This window comes from Micromonospora zamorensis (assembly GCF_900090275.1).
In the GTDB taxonomy this organism is placed as follows: domain Bacteria; phylum Actinomycetota; class Actinomycetes; order Mycobacteriales; family Micromonosporaceae; genus Micromonospora; species Micromonospora zamorensis.
This window is the reverse complement of record NZ_LT607755.1, coordinates 4,996,899-5,014,194: the sequence shown is the minus strand read 5'-3', so window position 1 is coordinate 5,014,194 and position 17,296 is coordinate 4,996,899. Positions and strand designations below refer to the sequence as shown.

Here is a 17,296-nt window from a genome sequence, read left to right as displayed (position 1 = left end):
CGCACCCCTGGCTCTGGTGGCCCGCCTACAGACAGCGCCGCCCCCGACCTTGTGGGTCGGGGGCGGCGCTGGTGTCGGTGTGCAGGTCGCCTCTCGGCGAGTGGCACTACGCGGCTCCAGCCGGACGGTATTCCGCGAAGGCTATTTAGGTGAGGCCCGGGGACACTGGACACACCGACACCCCTGTCAACGAGCCGACCCCCGTCGGTGTTCCGTGCCCTCGGGTGGCAGCCGTCACACCGTCGTCGGCAGGGTGGCCCTGCGGGCCCGTACGGCGGAGGCCAGGTGGTCGAGCACCTCGGCGGTGTCGTCCCAACCGAGGCAGGCGTCGGTGACCGAGCGGCCGTACTCCAGCTCCCGGGTCGGGTCGAGCTCCTGCCGGCCCGGCAGCAGGAACGACTCCAGCATCACACCGGTGATCCCACGCTGGCCGGCAGCCAGTTGGGCGGCCACGTCCGCGGCGACCTTCGGCTGGTTGCGGTGGTCCTTGCCGCTGTTGGCGTGACTGGCGTCGATCACCAGCCGCTCCGGCAGGTCGGCCGCGCGCAGCAGGTCGAGCGCGCCGGCGACCGACTCGGCGTCGTAGTTGGGCCGGCCGCCGCCGCCGCGCAGCACCAGGTGCCCATCCGTATTCCCCCGGGTGTGCATGATCGCCGGGGTGCCGGAGAAGTCGATGCCGGGGAAGACGTGCGGCACCCCGGCGGCGCGGATCGCGTCCACGGCCGTGCCGATGCTGCCGTCGGGGCGGTTCTTCATGCCGATCGGCATGGACAGGCCGGAGGCGAGCTGCCGGTGCACCTGGCTCTCCACGGTGCGGGCACCGATCGCGCCCCAGGCCACCGTGTCCGCGATGTACTGCGGGGTGATCGGGTCGAGGAACTCGCAACCCACCGGCAGGCCGAGACGCAGCACGTCGAGCAGCAGCGCCCGGGCGAGCCGTAGGCCGGTGTTGACGTCCCCACTGCCGTCCAGGCCCGGGTCGTTGATCAGGCCCTTCCAGCCGACAGTGGAGCGCGGCTTCTCGAAGTAGACCCGCATGACGATCAGCAGGTCGTCAGCCACCCGGTCGGCGGCCACGCGCAGACGCTCGGCGTAGTCGAGGGCGGCGGCCGGATCGTGCACCGAGCAGGGGCCGACCACCACGAGCAGGCGGTCGTCCTCGCGGTCGAGCACCCGACCCACCGCGCGGCGGCCGGTCAGCACGGCCGAGGCGAGCGGGGCGTCCAGGGGTAACTCGTGGTGCAGGAGTGCGGGCGTGGTCAACGGCACGACACGGTCGATCCGCTGATCGCTGACCCGATTGGTCTCCGGGGTCGTCACGGTGGGCATCCTTCCGCCGACCGTGCCCGGGGCCGGTGCCCGGGACGAGCCGGCTGCTCGTACGCAAAAGGGCAGGAACGACAGCTCCTGCCCAGCCGGCTCGGTCCGTGGTGACGTCAGTTCATGGTGAAGTCACCGGCGTGCGAGCCGGCTGCCTAAACCATCGATAGGAACGCGTCACCGGGCCAGCGTACCCGACCGGGCGGGAACCTCCGGCCGTCGTCCCAAGATGCGGGGCGGAGGCAGCGTGCCGGGGACGAGGTCGGGGTAACAGGGGTGCCATGACCAACGAGCAGAGCGATCAGGACCGGGTGGAGTCCCGCGCCCACCACCTCCTGCCCGAGGAGGAGGCAGTGGGCAGCGACGACCCGGAGGCGCAGGCGGAGGCGATCCTCGCCGAGTCGGACATCCGCGAGGCGGACCAGAACGCGGCCCCGGACACCGTGCTGGAGCGTCGTACCTCGGATCAGACGGTGGTCGCGGTCGAGCCCCCGGACTGAGCTGTCGCACCACGTGCCCGGCGTGACCCCCGGTAGGTCTGCTCGCGCAGCCAGGCCAGCGGACCTGCCACCCGCAGTTCGGGTGGCAGGTTGCGCACCGGGTCGAACGCGAGCGCGGCGTCCTCCTCGGCGCTGAGCTGCGCACCGAAGCTGACCTGCCCCACCGGCCGCCACGACCCCACGGCGGACGCGACCGCGAGCACCAGACGCGGCGTGTCGGCCCGGGTCGCGGCGGCCACCGTGCTCAGGCTGCGCCCCAGGCCGACCGAGTCGGGGTCGGCCAGCGCGGCCAGCCAGATCCGGCGACGGCCCACGCGGTAACACATGATCGTGGTGTACGTCCCGGTGAAGCGGCGTCGGGGCAGCGGCAGGTTGCGCAGCAGCGGGGCCGCGCCGCTGGAACTGACCAGCAGGTCGAAGGGACGCTCGCCGTCGCGGTGCAGGCGCAGCGCGAGACCCAGCACGTCCGGCCAACTGCCGGGCGTCGGCGTGCCCTTGGAGATCCGGACGGTGGCCCGGTACCGGCCGGGCTCGTCCAGCAGACCGACACCGACGGGTGGTCCGGGCGTACCCCAGATCATCGTCTCGCCGGCGAAAGAGTGACCGGCCGGATGCAGCAGCCGGCCGTGGCGCCGCCGGCCGAGCGCGGCGCTGGCGCGTTCGACGGCGGTGGCGGCCCAGCCGGCGGACGGGGGCGGAGTGACGGTCATGCCCCTCCGTTACCCCGCGCGGCGGCCCCGATGCGGCGGGTCGGCTCGCCGACCGACCGCACGTCACCTTTCCGCCCGTGAGATCGGATAGCGTCGGGGCATGCCCGACAGCGGTTACCCCTGGCCCATCGAGACGTCCCGACTGGACAACGGCCTGCGCGTGGTGGTGAGTGAGGACCGCACGGCGCCGGCCGTGGCCGTCAACCTCTGGTACGACGTCGGCTCCCGGCACGAGCCGGCCGGGCAGACCGGCTTCGCCCATCTCTTCGAGCACCTGATGTTCGAGGGTTCGGTGAACGTGGCGAAGACCGAGCACATGAAGCTGATCCAGGGCTCCGGCGGCTCGCTCAACGCCACCACCAATCCGGACCGGACCAACTACTTCGAGACGGTGCCGGCCGAGCACCTGGAGCTTGCTCTCTGGCTGGAGGCCGACCGGATGGGCGGCCTGGTCCCGGCGCTCACCCAGGAGACGCTGGACAACCAGCGCGACGTGGTCAAGAACGAGCGCCGGCAGCGCTACGAGAATGTCCCGTACGGGGACGCCTGGCTGCGGTTGCTGCCCCTGCTCTACCCGCCGGGGCACCCGTACCATCACGCGACGATCGGCTCGATGGCCGACCTGAACGCCGCCGACCTCGCCACCTTCCAGGCGTTTCACCAGACCTACTACGCGCCCAACAACGCGGTGCTCACCGTGGTCGGCGACGCAACCGCCTCGGATGTGTTCGCACTGGCCGACAAGTATTTCGGTGCCCTTCCCGCGCGCGACGACATCCCGTCGGCCCCGGATGGCCGCAGCGTCCCGGCCACCGGGCAGACGGCCGTCGAGTCGGTGAGCGCCGACGTGCCGGCGCCCCGGGTGTACATCGCCCACCGCAGCTATCCGTTCGGCACCCCCGGCTACAACGTGATCACCGTGCTCGCCACCATCCTCGGCAGCGGTCGGGGCAGCCGGCTCTACCAGCGGCTCGCCGACGGTGAGCGGATCGCCCAGCCGGACCTGGTCGGGGCGTACGGGGTGGACCTCGCGCACGCCCCGGCGCCGCTGATCGCCACCGCCACCGCCCGCCCCGGAGTGAGCGCCGAGCGGCTCGCCGAAGGGTTGGCCGAGGTCGTCGACGAGCTGGCCACCGTGCCGGTCACCGCCGCGGAGCTGGACCGGGCCAAGGCGTTGCTCAGCACCGGGTGGTGGCGTCAGCTGTCCACCGTGGACGGTCGCGCGGACCTGCTCGGCCGGTACGCCACGCAGTTCGGCGACCCGGCCCGCATCGCCGACCAGTTGCCGGGCCTGCTCGCGGTGACCGCCGAGCAGATCGCCGAGGCCGCCGCCGAGGTGCTCGCCACCGACCGGGTGGTCCTGACCTACCTGCCCGAGGAGACCTCATGACGCTGATCGCCGACCGTCCCGGCCCGGGCGCCGCCCGCCCGTACCGGTTTCCGCCGGTGGTCCGCCGCACGGTGGCCGGCGGCCAGGTCGTCGCCGCGCACCTGCCCGGGCAGAACCTCGCCGTGGCGCTGCTGCTGCTCGACGTGGGCGCGGGCCAGGAGCCGGTCGGCAAGGAGGGTCTGTCCGGCGTGCTGGCCAAGGCGTTGGAGGAGGGGACCGCGCAGCGGGACGCCGCCGCGTACGCCCTCGCCGTCGAGGGGCTCGGCACCGCGTTGATGACCGGGCTGGACTGGGACTCGTTCCAGGCCAGCGTGGTGATCCCGGTGGACCGGCTCAGCGCGGCCGTGGAGCTGCTCGCCGAGGCGGTGCGGACGCCCAAGCTGGACCCCGCCGATGTGCGCCGGGTCCGCGACGACGAGGCGACCGCACTCCGGATGGACTGGGCCAACCCGGGCCCGCGCGCCGACGCCGCGCTGCGCGCGGACCTGTTCGGCGCGGAGAACCGCTGGGGACGGCCGATGCACGGCGACCCGGACTCGGTCGCCGGGTTGGACGTGGAGGACGTCACGGTCTTCCACTCCGAGTGGTTCCTGCGCCCCGGCACCCTGATCGTCGCCGGTGACCTGGACCGGATCGACCTGGACGCGCTCGCCGCCGCGGCGTTCGCCGGCACCGGCGGCGGTCCGGCCGAGCGGGGTGGCCCGCTCGACGTGCCGCTGCACACCGGCCGGCGGATCATCCTGGTGGACCGTCCCGGCTCGGTGCAGTCGACGCTGCGACTGGGTCACCCGTCGCCGCACCGGGCACACCCCGACCACGTGCCGATGACGCTCGCCGGCACGGTGCTCGGCGGGGCGTTCACCTCCCGGCTCAACCACCTGCTGCGCGAGGTTCACGGCTACACGTACGGCATCCGGGGCGACTTCGCGTCGTCCCGGCGGTTCGGGCGGTTCGCGGTCAGCTCCGGCGTGCAGACGGCGGTCACCGCGCCGGCCCTGGTCGAGGCGGTCGGCGAGATCACCCGTACCCAGGCCAGCGGGGTCACCGAGGACGAGCTGGAGGTGGCGCGGTCCTGGCGGGCGGGGCAGCTCTCCGTCGAGTTGCAGAGCCCCCGGGCGATCGCCTCCGCGTTGACCACGCTGGTGGTGCACGACCTGCCGGACGACTACCACGCCCGCCTGCGGGAGTCGCTGCTCGCCGCCGACGTGGACCAGGTCTCCGCAGCGGCGGCCACCCACCTGCACCCGGACGCGCTGACCCTGGTCATCGAAGGCGACGCCGCGGTCATTCGCGACGACCTGAATGCGGCAGCCCTGGGCGACCTCATCACCATCACCAACCCCTGACCCCGCGCCTCCTGCCCCCACCCACCCCCCACCCACCCATCGCCTGCCCTCTCACGCCGTTGATCAAGAGATTTGCGTCAACCGAAGCGCGATTTCTGACGCAAACCTCTTGATCACGGGGGAGGGCACCGAGGGGTGGTGGGGCGGTCGGGGATGGGTTTTTGGGGTGGGGTGGGTGTGATGCGGGCCTGGGGCGTGGGAAAGGGCTCCCGGTTGCGGTGGTGGGCTGGGTAGCCTCGCGGGCATGAGGATCGGCATTGTGGGGTCCACCGGCCAGGTCGGTGGCGTGATGCGGCAGGTGCTGGCGGAACGGAAGTTCCCGGCGGAGCAGGTGCGGTTGTTCGCCTCGGCGCGGTCGGCCGGGCGGACACTGCCGTGGCGCGACGGTGAGGTGACAGTCGAGGACGCCGCGACCGCGGACTACTCCGGCCTGGACATCGTGCTCTTCTCGGCCGGTAAGGGCACGGCCCGGGAGCTGGCACCCCGGGTCGCCGAGGCCGGCGCCGTGGTGATCGACAACTCCTCGGCGTTCCGGATGGATCCGCAGGTGCCGCTGGTGGTCGCCGAGGTCAACCCGCACGCGGCCCTCGACCGCCCGAAGGGCATCATCGCCAACCCCAACTGCACCACGATGGCCGCGATGCCGGTGCTGCGCCCGCTGCACGCCGAGGCTGGTCTGATCGGCCTGGTCGTCTCCACGTACCAGGCGGTCTCCGGTGCCGGGCTGGCCGGCGTCGCCGAGCTGGACGAGCAGGTCCGCAAGGTCGCCGAGCACGCCGCGGGGCTGGCCTTCGACGGCTCGGCCGTGGAGTTTCCCGCGCCGCGCTCGTTCACCCAGCCGATCGCCTTCAACGTGCTCCCACTGGCCGGCTCGATCGTCGACGACGGCTCGTTCGAGACCGACGAGGAGCAGAAGCTGCGCAACGAGAGCCGCAAGATCCTCGAAATCCCCGACCTGAAGGTGTCCGGCACCTGCGTCCGGGTGCCGGTCTTCACCGGTCACTCGTTGCAGATCAACGCCCGGTTCGCCCGGCCGCTCACCCCGCAGCGCGCACACGAGCTGCTGGCCGACGCGCCCGGTGTGGCGCTGACCGACGTGCCGACGCCGTTGCAGGCCGCCGGCCAGGACCCGACGTACGTGGGTCGGATCCGCGCCGACGAGACCGCTGATTACGGGCTGGCCCTGTTCTGCTCCAACGACAACCTGCGTAAGGGCGCCGCGCTGAACGCGGTGCAGATCGCCGAGCTGGTCGCCGCCGAACGCCGCTGACCGTCGTCGTCACCGGGCCCTCGCCGCACGTCGGCGGGGGCCCGGTCCCGTTCCTGGCAGCCTCCAGCGACGATCCGCCGGTCGTGCTTGGATGGGACGAAGCCGATCGATCGTCCCACCTGGAGGAAACCGTGCCGGATGACCGCGTCCAGCAGGCGTTGACCGATCTGGTCGCCGGGCGCTCGATGGGCGTCCTCGCCACGATCAAGCGGGACGGGCGGCCACAGCTGTCCACAGTGGTCTATTCCTTCGACCGCGACGCCGGCCTGATCCGGGTCTCGGTCACCGGCGGCCGGGCCAAGACCGCCAACCTGCGCCGGGACCCCCGGGCCAGCTTCCACGTCGGCAGCGAGGACGGCTGGGCGTACGCGGTGGTCGAGTGCCGTGCCGAGCTGACCACGCCGGCCGCCGAGCCCGGCGACGAGACCGTCGAGGAGTTGGTGGCGCTCTACCGGGGGCTGCGCGGCGACCACCCCGACTGGGACGAATACCGCCAGGCCATGGTCGACGAGGCGCGGCTGGTGCTGCGCCTGCACGTGGAACGCATCTACGGGATGCCGCCCCGGGGCTGACGCGCCCGTCACATCCGGTCAGCCCGGTTCGATCACGGTCACCCCGGGCCAGCGCTGCGCGGGTCGGTGCCGGGCCAACCGCTGCCGGGACCGGGCCACGTCCACCCGGGCCGGGTTGTGCCGCCAGACCCCGCCCAGCAGATCCGCCAGGCCGTACGGGGCGCAGACCTCCAGGCGGTCGGCCGGGTCCAGCCGGACGACCACCGCCGTCGCGTACTCCGGCCAGGTGGCCACCGCCTCGGCCACGCTGCGGTACGGCTCGATCGGGTCGCCGCCGAACCTCGCCGCGTACCAGGTGTGCACCGCCGCCTGGTTGCGTGCCTGCCACGGCGGGTCGGGCCACGCCGCCGTCAGGCGGGCGGTGGCGCGGTGGTCGTCGTCGCGGGTCAGCCTCGTCGGGTCGAAGAAGACCACGTCCACGTCCCGGACCGTCGTCGGGTCGAACCCGTCGCCGTACCGCTCGCCCCAGACCAGGTCGCGCAGGGCGCCCGCGCCGATCCAGGCGTCCGGCAGCCCGGAGTCACGCACCACTGTCAGTGCCCGGGTGAACCAGGCGCAGCCGGCGACCAACTCCCGCAACTCCTGCTCGCCCGTCGTCATCCGCCCACGATAGGCAGCGGCTCTTCCCGACCGAACGGGCACGGGCCGCGGTCGGCCTGCTGGGGTACGCGCTGGCGATTCTCGTCGGATACCTCGCCAGCCCGCTGTTCGCGTTGGCGATCCTCCTGCTGTTGCCGACCTTCTACACCCTGACCAGCAGTGGATTCTACGAACTGCGGCGTTTGCGGCACCCCCACGGACAGCCCGGCGAGCCGTCGGCGTTACCCCGTCCGGGGCGGCGGGTAGACGGGCCGTGCCGACACCGAGAGGGGAGCACCATGACAACGGTCGGAGAGTTCATGACGACCCGGTTGGTGACGATGGACGGCAACGACACGCTCATCGCCGCCGCGCAGGAGATGCGTGACAGCGCGATTGGCGATGTGGTGGTGACCGACGGCGACAGCGTGGTCGGCATCGTCACGGACCGGGACATCACGGTCCGAGGTGTCGCGGAGAACATGGACCCGGGCTCGACGCAGCTCAACCAGATCACCACCCGCGACGTGATCACGGTGAGCCAGTACGACGACGTGGTGGCCGCCGCTGACCTGATGCGTACGTACGCCGTACGCCGGCTCCCGGTGATCGACGACGGGCGTCTTGTCGGCCTGATCTCGATGGGTGACCTCGCGGTCGAGCGTGAACCGCAGTCGGTGCTCGCAGACATCAGCGCCGACGATCCAAACAACTGACCGTCCGCCGCGGGCGCGCCGGCTCTCTCCCTCGGGGGAGGGCCGGCGCTGCGGTGTCGGGGACCAGATCGAGGGATCAGGACTGGTCGAACTGGAGCCGCACGTCGGTGACCCCACGAGCGGCGGCCACCGTCGCGGCCTCGGCGTCGACATCGCGTCGGACCCGGGCGGACAGCGGCGACCACGGGGTGACGGTCAACTCCAGTCGCTTCTTTCCGGCCTGCCGTGCCCGCCAGGTGCCGGTCACCTCCCCGTCCACCAGCAGCGCACCCGGATTGCCGATGGCTCGCCACAGTTGCTTCTGGTGCTCGCGTTCGGGCACCAGCAGGTCACGATCGCGACCAGCGAGGAACGGATCGCCCGGCGGCAGCAGCCGCACCAGCCGGGGCGGCGGCGCGTTGGTCAGCGCCTCGACCGCGTCTGCCGGAAGCCAGGCGGGTCGCCCGTGGACACGCACCTCGACCAGGCCCGTCGGCCAGACCCGACGCAGCTCCGTCGCCGAGGAGCCGAGGAAGCCGGCGGCGTCGGCCGGGGTGGCCGGGCCGAGCAGCCGCAGGTATGTCGTGACCAGCTCGGCGGTGTGCGCGGCGGCGGTGGGCGGGTCGGTGCGCTCGGGCAGTGGGGCGAGCCGGGCGGCGCGGCCGGACACCACGAGGCGCACCCCACCGGCGAGCCCGGCCTGTTGAAAGACCGCACCGGAGATGTGCCGGGCCTGGCACACCCGGCAGTCGTAGGTCAGCTCGCTGGGCACCCGGTCGGAGACGGCACGGCTCACCACGCCGCGCTCCAACTCGGTGGTGACCACCGACTGGAACGCCTCGGCGGTGGCCCGGAAGGCGGCCAGCCCGAGCCGCGCACCCGCGCCGATCTGGCCCGGGATCCGGCGGGTGGCGTCGGCGTCACTGAGCGGCCAGATCGCCGCGGCCAGCGCCGGCAACTCGGCCCGGCGGTGCAGGTGCGGGGCGCCGCGCATCGACCAGACCAGCTCCAGGCGGTCGTCCGGCCCGGTCGCGCCGCGCGCCGCCAGTGCCTGCCGGGCGGTGCCGTAGGGCGTGTCCTGCACGCCGAGAGCCAGAACGGCCAGGTCGCCCGGACGAGGGCCACCGGAGCGGTCGAGCTGCTGGGCCGCCGCCCGGTAGGCGAGCACCTGCCGCCGGTCGACCTGTGGTGGTGTCTGCCCGGTCATGTGCCTCCCGTCCCACACGTCCCGTCCGGGACGCTACCGCGCTGGTCCGACACCGCCCGGCGGCTCACCCGATCCGGGCGAGGTTGACCGGGGAACCGGCGGGGACCCGTGCGGGGACGTGCAACGCCGGCCGGCCGCGCGACGCGAGCGCGGTGAATGGGACCCCGGGCCCGGCAACTGGGAGGAGTGGACCCGATGGTGGACGCGACCACGAGGTTCTTCGAGGACCTGGACCGGCGGGGGTACGAACCCCTGCTGGCCAAGACCTCCGGGACAGTGCGTATCGACCTGCACGAGGGGGCGCAGACCCGGCACTGGCTGCTGAGGATCGACCACGGCCGGCTGGACGTGAGTCAGGAGGACCAGGAGGCCGACACGGTCATCGGGACGAGCCCGGTGCTCTTCGACGACATCGCCTCGGGCCGCGAACACGGCCTGGCCGCGCTGTTGCGCGGGGACATGACGGTCCTGGGGGACGCTCGTCTCGTCGTACAGGTGGAGCGGATCTTCCCGGGTTCCCCGGACGCCCGTGGACCTCGTCGGCGTTTCGTGGGGGAGGCGGACTGATGGGGCAGAGCAACACGATCCGGATCCTGGACGGCAACACGTTCGTCGTCTGCGAGGACACCGGTGACATCGAGGCGACACCGAGCGAGCCGACCGGGCTGTTCTCCATCGACACCCGGTTCCTGTCGACCTGGGTGCTGACCGTCAACGGTGAGCGGCTGAACTCGCTCTCCTTCGACGACCTCCAGTACTTCGAGTCGCGATTCTTCCTCGTCCCGGGGATGGCCACGCACTACGTGGACGCGAAGTTGTCGATCATCCGCGAGCGCGCGGTGGGTGGCAGCTTCTGCGAGCAGCTCACCATCCTCAACCACGACGAGAAGCCGGTCGACCTGGAAGTCCGGATGGACGCGGCGTCGGACTTCGCCGACCTGTTCCAGGTCAAGGACGAGATCGTGAACAAGAAGGGCGAGATCTTCACCGAGGTCGAGTCGGACCGGCTGCGGTTGGGATACCGAAGGGGCAACTTCCAACGCGAGACGGTCATCTCCTCGTCGATGTCTCCCCGATACGACAGCAAGGGCTTCGCGTACACGGTGCACCTGGAGCCCAACGAGCAGTGGGAAGCCTCGATCGACGTCAAGACGCACGCCGTCGGCCCGGGCGGCCGGGACCTGCGTTTCGGGCTGCGCGTGCACGGCAACGAGCGGCTCGCCCTCCAGCACGACCTGGAGCAGTGGATCGCCGACGCTCCGAAGGTCAACAGCGAGCACGGCCGGGTCTCCGCCACGTACCGGCGCAGCCTGATCGACCTGGCGGCGCTGCGCTTCTCGCCGCTGTCGCTGGGCGGCGCCACCCTGCCGGCCGCCGGCCTGCCCTGGTTCATGACCATGTTCGGCCGGGACAGCATCCTCACCTGCCTCCAGACGCTGCCGTTCACCCCGCAGTTGTCGAAGACGACCCTGCGCATCCTGGCCTCCCTGCAGGGCAGCCGGTTCGACGACTTCCGGGACGAGGACCCGGGGCGCATCCTGCACGAGATGCGTTACGGCGAGACCGCGGCCTTCGAGGAGCAACCCCACTCGCCGTACTACGGCTCGGTCGACGCGACGCCGCTGTTCGTCGTACTGCTCGACGAGTACGAGCGGTGGACCGGGGACGTCGCGCTGGTCAAGGAGTTGGAGCGGGAGTCCCGGGCGGCGCTGAAGTGGATCGACAACTACGCCGACCTGGTCGGCAGCGGCTACATCTGGTACGAGCGGCGCAACACCGACACCGGCCTGGAGAACCAGTGCTGGAAGGACTCCTGGGACTCGATCTCCTACCGCGACGGCACCCTGCCGCCGTTCCCGAGGGCCACCTGCGAGGTGCAGGGGTACGCGTACGACGCGAAGGTCCGCGGGGCCCGGATGGCCCGCGAGTTCTGGGATGACCCGGAGTTCGCCGACCAGCTGGAGCGGGAGGCGGCAGCCCTGAAGGAGCGGTTCAACCGGGACTGGTGGGTGGACGACGGCGAGTTCTACGCCCTGGCCCTGGACCCGGACGGTCGCCAGTGCGACATCCTCAGCTCGAACATCGGCCACCTGCTGTGGAGCGGGATCGTCGAACCCGAGCGGGCGGAGAAGCTGGCCGCCCACCTGGTGGGGCCGCGGCTCTTCTCCGGCTGGGGAGTGCGCACCCTCGCCGAGGGGGAGGCCCGGTACAACCCGATCGGCTACCACAACGGCACGATCTGGCCGTTCGACAACTCCTTCATCGCCTGGGGTCTGCGCCGGTACGGGTTTGCCGAGGAGGCCGCCACCATCGCCAACGGCATCCTGGACGCGGCCACGTACTTCGACGGCCGGTTGCCGGAGGCGTTCGGCGGCTATCCCCGGGAGCTGACCAAGTTCCCGGTGGAGTATCCGACGGCGTGCAGCCCGCAGGCCTGGTCGACCGGCACTCCGCTGCTGCTGCTGCGGACCATGCTCGGTCTGGAGCCGCACGAGGGTCACCTGACCGTCGAGCCACGGCTGCCGGTGGGCATGGGGCGGATCGAGGTGCTGGACATCCCGGGTCGCTGGGGCCGGGTGGACGCGTTCGCCCGGGGCCGGCTGGACCTGGACAAGCTCGCCGACTGAGCGATCGGCCGACGAACCGGCGGCGGCGGCGCGCAACCCGCGTCGCCGCCGGTCGCCACCCAGCCGAACCACAGGCTGGCAGGGTAGATTCTGCGGATGCCGGAGCTCGTGTACCCGCCCATTATCGCCGCCGCCAAGACGGCGTTCCGCCTTCTCGACCTGAAGATCACCATCGAGGGCGCCCACCACGTACCCCGCACCGGCGGGGCGGTGCTGGCCAGCAACCACGTGAGCTACCTCGACTTCATCTTCGCCGGCCTGGGCGCGAACCCCTCGGGGCGGCTGGTCCGGTTCATGGCCAAGCAGTCGGTCTTCGCGGACCGGATCGGCGGCCCGTTGATGCGCGGGATGAAGCACATTCCGGTGGACCGGCAGGCCGGCGCTGCCTCGTTCCGGGCCGCTGTGGACGCGCTCAAGCGTGGCGAGGTCGTCGGTGTCTTCCCCGAGGGGACGATCAGCCGGTCGTTCACCGTGAAGGAGCTCAAGAGCGGCACGGTCCGGATGGCCCGCTCCGCGAAGGTGCCGGTGCTGCCGGTCGCGGTGTGGGGCACCCAACGGCTCTGGACCAAGGGCCGCCCGCGCACGCTCACCCGCCGGCACACCCCGATCACCATCCTGGTCGGCGAGCCGATCAACCCGGCGGACTTCCCGGACCCGAACGTGCTGGCCGAGGAGCTGACCACCCGGCTCAACGCGCTCGTCGACCGGGCCCAGAGGGACTACCCGGACACCCCGGCCGGCCCGGACGACACCTGGTGGCTGCCCGCGCACCTGGGCGGCAGCGCGCCCACTCCGGAGGAGGCCGCCGTTCTGGACGCCGCCGCCGAGCAGCGCACCCCCAGCGCCTGACGCCGACGTGGCCGGATCGTTCCGCACCCGGGCGTGATGGTGTCTGCCGGCGCGGTCCTCATCCGGTCAGGATCGGAGCATGAGCAGAGCAGCACTCGTCGTGATCGACGTCCAGGAGTCCTTCCGTCAGCGCCCGATCTGGGCGTACGGCTCCAACCCCGATCTGGTGCGGCAGGTCGAACGACTGGTCGCCGCGGCCCGTGAGCGCGGCGACCTGGTGGTCTGGGTCCTGCATTCCGAGCCGAGCACCGGTGGGTTGTTCGACCCCGCCCTCGGGCACGTGCGGCTGATCGACGGGCTGGTCCCGGCCGAGGGTGAGCCGACGCTGGTCAAGACCGCGCACAACGCGTTCACCACCACGAACCTCCAGCAGGTGCTCACCCAGGCGGGCATCCAGGACATCACCGTCTGCGGCATCCGCACCGAGCAGTGCGTGGAGACCACCGCCCGGGTCGGCTCCGACCTCGGCTACCGGATGACGTTCGTCACCGACGCCACGCTGACCTTCCCCATCCCACACCGGGACCTGCCGGAGACCGCCACGGTGGCGGAGATCCTGGCCGACCCGCGCACCCTCACGAACGAGGAGATCGTCACCCGCACCGAGTACGCGCTGGCTGGCCGCTTCGCGACCATCCGCACCGTGGACGAGGTGACTGGCGCGGCCCTCGCCGGCACCCGGAGCTGACGCGATGACCCGGGTCGTCTTCCTGCTGGTCCCGCAGCTGCACCTGCTGGACCTCGCCGGGCCGGCCCAGGTCTTCTCCAGTGCCGCCGACCTCGGTTTCGACTACCGGCTGCACTACGTCGCCGAGCGGGAGCAGGTGACCACAGTGCAGGGCGTACCCCTGGTCGCCGACACCCGGTGGCCCGAGCTGGCCCCGGCCGACCTGGTCATCGTGCCCGGTTGGCGGCCGGCGGCGCACGGGCCGCAAGGGCCGGTGTCGCCCGGCGACCTGCGGCGGCTGGCCGAGCACCATCGCGCCGGTGGCACGGTGGCCAGCATCTGCGCCGGGGCGTACGCCCTCGGGCGGGCCGGGCTGCTCGACGGTCGACGTTGCACCACCCACCACGAGGTGCAGGACGACCTGGCCCGCCGGCACCCGGCGGCCCAGGTCATCCGCGACGTCCTGTACGTGGTCGACGACCGGGTGGTCACCTCGGCCGGCATCGCCAGTGGCATCGACGTGGCGCTGCACCTGGTGGCCACCCGGCATGGCCCGTCGACCGCCGCGAAGATCGCCCGCACGCTGGTCGTCTACGCCCGCCGCAACGGGCACGAGCAGCAGGCCAGCGCGATGATGCGGCACCGCTCCCACCTGTCCGACTCGGTGCACCGGGTGCAGGATCTGATCGACAGCCGGTACGCCGAGACGCTGCCACTGGCCGAGCTGGCGGCTGCCGGCGGCCTTGCGGAACGGACGCTGACCCGGCTGTTCCGTGCGGCCACCGGGCTCACCCCGCTCGGCTACCAGCAGGTGCTGCGGGTGGAACGTGCCGAGCACCTGATCGGCCACGGCACAACAGTGGAAGCCGCCGCGCGGACCGTCGGCTTCAGCGATGCCCGGATGCTGCGCCGCCTGCGAGCCCGTGCCACGAGCTCGGCTCCGGCCCCGGGCGGTAGTAGTCGTCCCGGGAGTGGAACTCCACCGGCAACGAGCCGGGCAGCGTGACCCGGGTGGCCCCGGCGAGCAGGGCGGGGCCGGCCCGCAACAGCAGCACGTCGCGCTCCTGAGCCGACAGGTCGACCAGTTCAGGTCGGGTGAGCCGGAACATGGCGACCGCCCGGCGGACCTGGCGGCCCAACGCCACGACCTCTCCCGCTGGGCCTCCGAGGGCCAACGCCGGCTGTTGAATGGTGCGCAACGCATCGCAGACGATCAACAGCTGCGACGGCTCGTCCTCCTCGGCGACCGGCAGCTCCAACCGGGACGGCCACTGCCACCGGATCTGCCCACTCATCAGGCCGTTCATCCGCGCGGATGGCCGCGCCCGGGGCAGGTCGTCGGCGACCAGCGACAGTTGTGAGCCGCTGCCCACCCAGCAGATCCGCTGGTCGGTGACGGTCACCGCGACGGGCTCGGGTAGCTGCCAACGGCGCCGTGTCTCGCTCGGCCCGAGCAGGTAGCCCGCGACCAGCAGACGGTGGCGGGCGAGGACCCGTTCACCATGCACCGGACGCAGGTTGTAACGGCGATCCAGGGTCGGCCCCACTTCGTCGTCCGGGGCGTCGAACCGGTGCGGACCGATGAAAAAGGGGGACGCGTCGGCGTGCATCGTCACGACCTCCCGATCAGCTGGCTGTGTGGTGAAGCCTGTCGGATCGGCGGGCCGCTGTCATGACGCCTGTTAGGGGGTCGGCCGGTCGTGCGCCGCGTGTGACCGGTAGATGCCGATCTCCTCCGGGCGGACGAGGCCGTCCTCGATCGCGCGGGCGAGTAATGCCGCCTTTGTGGCGGCCGGCCGCCCCGCCCGGGTGTACTTGATCCGAGCACGGTCGACGTACTGCTTCACCGTGTGCTCGCTGATCCGCATCCGGCGCGCCACCGACGCCTTGGACATCGACTGGAACCAGAGCAGCAGCGCCTCACGTTCCTTGTCGGACAGCATCGGCCGGTCCGGTCGCGGGTCGCCGACCATGGCTCCGGCCAGTGCCGGCGGCACGTACGGGCGGTCGCTCGCGGCGGCCAGCACGGTCGCTACGCAGTGCTCCCGCCCCTCGTGCTTGGCCAGGAACGCCACCGCCCCGGCGTCCAGCGCGGCGAGCATGGTCTGCGGGTCGGTGTGCTCCGAATAGACCACCACCCGACGCCCGGCGGTGCTCAGCTCGGCCAACTTGTCCAACGCCATCCGCCCGTGCAGCCTCAGGTCGAGCAGGACGACGTCGGCGTCCGGCGCCACCCGCAGCACCTCGTCCGGGTCGTCGCCGGTGGCCAGCACGGTCAGCCGCGGCTCGGTGGCGAGCCAGGCGCGGACCCCCTCGACCACGACGGGATGGTCGTCGACGATCGCCACACCGATCGGCCGTTCGCCGGTCATCGCTGCCACCGGGTCTGCGCCCATCTGATGTTCCCGTCCCGTTCGTAGAGGTGCTGCACCTGCCCATCGTCGTACTCCCCGGGTGGCGGGCCGGTCGCCTCCGGCCCCTCCCGGTCCGGCGTGACCAGGCTGACCACCACCTCGTCCGGGCCGGAGACCACTGTCAGCCGGGCCCAGCCCTCGGCGTCGGCGAGGGTGCCGGTGAGCGGATCGGCCAGCCGGCGTCGGATCTCCACCGGCAGCGGTGGCGGGGTCCCGATGGTGACCAGGTCGATCGGTAGGCCGTTGCGTTCCGCCAGGTCGGCGGCGGCCCGCAACTCGTGCAGCAGTGGGTCGGGCACGTCGTCCGACTCGGCGATCAGGCGGCGCAGCCGGGCGGCGGCCAGCACGCTGCGGCGCTGCACCTCCGGGTCGTTGGGGTCGGCCTGACCGGCGGCCAACTCCCCGAGCACCCGCCCGGCCGCCGAGCTGACCAGGGCGAGTCGATCCCGACGGTCGCGGAGGCCACGCTCCGCGGCGTCGCGCTCCGCCGCCATAGTATGGCCGGCGGCCGAGACGGCGGCGCGTTCCCGCGCCAGCGAGACGATCGTCGCGCTGCCCACGAACACCGCCACCGGCAGCGAGAACGTGCCGTAGACGTACATCACGTAGCGGGCCACGTCGACCGGGTCGGGACCGTGCCCGAGCACGGCGACCAGCGCGATCAACGCGTGCGTGGTCAGCAGCGCGATCAGCCCCACGACCCGCCGACCCCACAGGGCCAGCACGAAGAACCAGCCGAGCGTGCCCCACACCCAGTTGGCGGCGGCGAACAACTGCCGCTCGCCGACCGCTGCGAAGACGGCCGCGTCGACGGCGAGCAGCAGCGCGGCCAACGGCCACGGCGGCAGCGGTGAGCCGCGCAGCAGCCGTATCCCGGCCATCGCGCCGGTCACCGCGACCAGCGCCCACGCGCCGAGCACCACCACCGGCGCGGCGAACTCCGCGCGGGCGGCCCACACCGCCGGCAGCCCGATCGCGACGTGCCAGGCCAGCGCGATAGCGACGGCGGCGATCCGGGCACCCCGGTCGGAGGCCTGCGCGACGGCCGCCGGCGCGGCGAGCCCGTCGGCGGAGACCGGCTCCCGGGGGGCCGGCACGCTGGTCCGGTCCGGTGCCTGCGGTGCGCCGATGGTGTGCGCTGGCGCGCCGA

At 72.3% G+C, this 17,296-nt stretch carries 18 protein-coding genes; 11 read left to right on the top strand and 7 right to left on the bottom strand.

All coding sequences use genetic code 11. The annotated features are described in order from the left end of the window. Positions 1 to 234: 234 nt before the first annotated feature. Positions 235 to 1,329, bottom strand: a complete 1,095-nt coding sequence (locus GA0070619_RS22170; RefSeq protein WP_088949828.1) for a 3-deoxy-7-phosphoheptulonate synthase — start codon at positions 1,327 to 1,329, stop codon at positions 235 to 237. Positions 1,330 to 1,601: 272 nt separating this feature from the next. On the opposite strand from GA0070619_RS22170, the gene GA0070619_RS22165 reads away from it, so the two are divergent. Beyond that, positions 1,602 to 1,820 carry a hypothetical protein gene (locus GA0070619_RS22165; protein ID WP_088949827.1) on the top strand — a complete coding sequence of 73 codons (219 nt, stop codon included), beginning with the start codon at positions 1,602 to 1,604 and terminating at the stop codon, positions 1,818 to 1,820. Here GA0070619_RS22165 and GA0070619_RS22160 read toward each other — a convergent pair. Continuing rightward, positions 1,787 to 2,530 (bottom strand): phosphodiesterase, encoded by a 744-nt coding sequence (locus GA0070619_RS22160; RefSeq protein WP_088949826.1) that lies wholly within the window; start codon positions 2,528 to 2,530, stop codon positions 1,787 to 1,789. The two genes, GA0070619_RS22165 and GA0070619_RS22160, sit on opposite strands and share 34 nt — an antisense overlap. A 100-nt stretch (positions 2,531 to 2,630) precedes the next feature. Between GA0070619_RS22160 and GA0070619_RS22155 the strand changes: the two genes are divergently transcribed. From GA0070619_RS22155 to GA0070619_RS22140, 4 genes are all read left to right on the top strand, one after another. Continuing rightward, positions 2,631 to 3,920 (top strand): M16 family metallopeptidase, encoded by a 1,290-nt coding sequence (locus tag GA0070619_RS22155; RefSeq protein ID WP_088949825.1) that lies wholly within the window; start codon positions 2,631 to 2,633, stop codon positions 3,918 to 3,920. Continuing rightward, positions 3,917 to 5,266 (top strand): M16 family metallopeptidase, encoded by a 1,350-nt coding sequence (locus GA0070619_RS22150; RefSeq protein ID WP_088949824.1) that lies wholly within the window; start codon positions 3,917 to 3,919, stop codon positions 5,264 to 5,266. The genes GA0070619_RS22155 and GA0070619_RS22150 overlap by 4 nt, the downstream gene beginning before the upstream one ends. A 244-nt stretch (positions 5,267 to 5,510) precedes the next feature. After that, positions 5,511 to 6,536: an aspartate-semialdehyde dehydrogenase gene (locus GA0070619_RS22145; protein ID WP_088949823.1), complete on the top strand. Its 1,026-nt coding sequence runs from the start codon at positions 5,511 to 5,513 to the stop codon at positions 6,534 to 6,536. Between the two features lie 131 nt (positions 6,537 to 6,667). After that, positions 6,668 to 7,108 (top strand): PPOX class F420-dependent oxidoreductase, encoded by a 441-nt coding sequence (locus GA0070619_RS22140; protein ID WP_088949822.1) that lies wholly within the window; start codon positions 6,668 to 6,670, stop codon positions 7,106 to 7,108. A gap of 18 nt (positions 7,109 to 7,126) precedes the next feature. Here the strand turns inward: GA0070619_RS22140 and GA0070619_RS22135 are convergent, their stop codons facing one another. Continuing rightward, entirely contained in the window at positions 7,127 to 7,708 is a 582-nt protein-coding gene (locus GA0070619_RS22135) for a nucleotidyltransferase family protein (RefSeq protein WP_088949821.1), read from the bottom strand. 278 nt (positions 7,709 to 7,986) lie between these two features. Between GA0070619_RS22135 and GA0070619_RS22130 the strand changes: the two genes are divergently transcribed. After that, on the top strand, positions 7,987 to 8,403 hold the full coding sequence (locus GA0070619_RS22130; protein ID WP_088949820.1) for a CBS domain-containing protein: 417 nt from the start codon (positions 7,987 to 7,989) through the stop codon (positions 8,401 to 8,403). Between the two features lie 76 nt (positions 8,404 to 8,479). On the opposite strand, the gene GA0070619_RS22125 is transcribed toward GA0070619_RS22130, so the two are convergent. Then, positions 8,480 to 9,589, bottom strand: a complete 1,110-nt coding sequence (locus GA0070619_RS22125; protein WP_088949819.1) for a winged helix DNA-binding domain-containing protein — start codon at positions 9,587 to 9,589, stop codon at positions 8,480 to 8,482. Between the two features lie 195 nt (positions 9,590 to 9,784). On the opposite strand from GA0070619_RS22125, the gene GA0070619_RS22120 reads away from it, so the two are divergent. From GA0070619_RS22120 to GA0070619_RS22100, 5 genes are all read left to right on the top strand, one after another. Next, positions 9,785 to 10,156 carry an SCP2 sterol-binding domain-containing protein gene (locus GA0070619_RS22120; protein ID WP_088949818.1) on the top strand — a complete coding sequence of 124 codons (372 nt, stop codon included), beginning with the start codon at positions 9,785 to 9,787 and terminating at the stop codon, positions 10,154 to 10,156. Beyond that, positions 10,156 to 12,216 carry an amylo-alpha-1,6-glucosidase gene (locus GA0070619_RS22115; RefSeq protein ID WP_088949817.1) on the top strand — a complete coding sequence of 687 codons (2,061 nt, stop codon included), beginning with the start codon at positions 10,156 to 10,158 and terminating at the stop codon, positions 12,214 to 12,216. The genes GA0070619_RS22120 and GA0070619_RS22115 overlap by 1 nt, the downstream gene beginning before the upstream one ends. A gap of 96 nt (positions 12,217 to 12,312) precedes the next feature. Then, entirely contained in the window at positions 12,313 to 13,065 is a 753-nt protein-coding gene (locus GA0070619_RS22110) for a lysophospholipid acyltransferase family protein (protein WP_088949816.1), read from the top strand. Between the two features lie 79 nt (positions 13,066 to 13,144). Beyond that, complete coding sequence (locus tag GA0070619_RS22105; RefSeq protein ID WP_088949815.1) at positions 13,145 to 13,753, top strand: isochorismatase family protein; 609 nt, start codon at positions 13,145 to 13,147, stop codon at positions 13,751 to 13,753. Positions 13,754 to 13,757: 4 nt separating this feature from the next. Then, positions 13,758 to 14,738 (top strand): GlxA family transcriptional regulator, encoded by a 981-nt coding sequence (locus tag GA0070619_RS22100; protein WP_088949814.1) that lies wholly within the window; start codon positions 13,758 to 13,760, stop codon positions 14,736 to 14,738. Here GA0070619_RS22100 and GA0070619_RS22095 read toward each other — a convergent pair. From GA0070619_RS22095 to GA0070619_RS22085, 3 genes are all read right to left on the bottom strand, one after another. After that, positions 14,620 to 15,342 (bottom strand): hypothetical protein, encoded by a 723-nt coding sequence (locus GA0070619_RS22095; RefSeq protein ID WP_157744072.1) that lies wholly within the window; start codon positions 15,340 to 15,342, stop codon positions 14,620 to 14,622. The two genes, GA0070619_RS22100 and GA0070619_RS22095, sit on opposite strands and share 119 nt — an antisense overlap. 72 nt (positions 15,343 to 15,414) lie before the next feature. Then, positions 15,415 to 16,128: a response regulator transcription factor gene (locus tag GA0070619_RS22090; RefSeq protein ID WP_088949813.1), complete on the bottom strand. Its 714-nt coding sequence runs from the start codon at positions 16,126 to 16,128 to the stop codon at positions 15,415 to 15,417. Then, the gene (locus tag GA0070619_RS22085; RefSeq protein ID WP_414855644.1) at positions 16,101 to 17,276 is read right to left on the bottom strand and encodes a hypothetical protein; all 1,176 of its coding nucleotides are present in this window, start codon (positions 17,274 to 17,276) and stop codon (positions 16,101 to 16,103) included. The genes GA0070619_RS22090 and GA0070619_RS22085 overlap by 28 nt, the downstream gene beginning before the upstream one ends. Positions 17,277 to 17,296 lie beyond the last annotated feature (20 nt).

Excerpts from the sequence above, each read along its gene's own strand:
- GA0070619_RS22155 (WP_088949825.1), top strand. The coding sequence starts at position 2,631 with ATGCCCGACAGCGGTTACCCCTGGCCCATCGAGACGTCCCGACTGGAC.
- GA0070619_RS22110 (WP_088949816.1), top strand. The coding sequence starts at position 12,313 with ATGCCGGAGCTCGTGTACCCGCCCATTATCGCCGCCGCCAAGACGGCG.
- GA0070619_RS22145 (WP_088949823.1), top strand. The coding sequence starts at position 5,511 with ATGAGGATCGGCATTGTGGGGTCCACCGGCCAGGTCGGTGGCGTGATG.
- GA0070619_RS22105 (WP_088949815.1), top strand. The coding sequence starts at position 13,145 with ATGAGCAGAGCAGCACTCGTCGTGATCGACGTCCAGGAGTCCTTCCGT.
- GA0070619_RS22125 (WP_088949819.1), bottom strand. The coding sequence starts at position 9,589 with ATGACCGGGCAGACACCACCACAGGTCGACCGGCGGCAGGTGCTCGCC.
- GA0070619_RS22150 (WP_088949824.1), top strand. The coding sequence starts at position 3,917 with ATGACGCTGATCGCCGACCGTCCCGGCCCGGGCGCCGCCCGCCCGTAC.
- GA0070619_RS22130 (WP_088949820.1), top strand. The coding sequence starts at position 7,987 with ATGACAACGGTCGGAGAGTTCATGACGACCCGGTTGGTGACGATGGAC.
- GA0070619_RS22115 (WP_088949817.1), top strand. The coding sequence starts at position 10,156 with ATGGGGCAGAGCAACACGATCCGGATCCTGGACGGCAACACGTTCGTC.
- GA0070619_RS22090 (WP_088949813.1), bottom strand. The coding sequence starts at position 16,128 with ATGGGCGCAGACCCGGTGGCAGCGATGACCGGCGAACGGCCGATCGGT.
- GA0070619_RS22095 (WP_157744072.1), bottom strand. The coding sequence starts at position 15,342 with ATGCACGCCGACGCGTCCCCCTTTTTCATCGGTCCGCACCGGTTCGAC.
- GA0070619_RS22170 (WP_088949828.1), bottom strand. The coding sequence starts at position 1,329 with ATGCCCACCGTGACGACCCCGGAGACCAATCGGGTCAGCGATCAGCGG.
- GA0070619_RS22100 (WP_088949814.1), top strand. The coding sequence starts at position 13,758 with ATGACCCGGGTCGTCTTCCTGCTGGTCCCGCAGCTGCACCTGCTGGAC.
- GA0070619_RS22135 (WP_088949821.1), bottom strand. The coding sequence starts at position 7,708 with ATGACGACGGGCGAGCAGGAGTTGCGGGAGTTGGTCGCCGGCTGCGCC.
- GA0070619_RS22120 (WP_088949818.1), top strand. The coding sequence starts at position 9,785 with ATGGTGGACGCGACCACGAGGTTCTTCGAGGACCTGGACCGGCGGGGG.
- GA0070619_RS22160 (WP_088949826.1), bottom strand. The coding sequence starts at position 2,530 with ATGACCGTCACTCCGCCCCCGTCCGCCGGCTGGGCCGCCACCGCCGTC.
- GA0070619_RS22165 (WP_088949827.1), top strand. The coding sequence starts at position 1,602 with ATGACCAACGAGCAGAGCGATCAGGACCGGGTGGAGTCCCGCGCCCAC.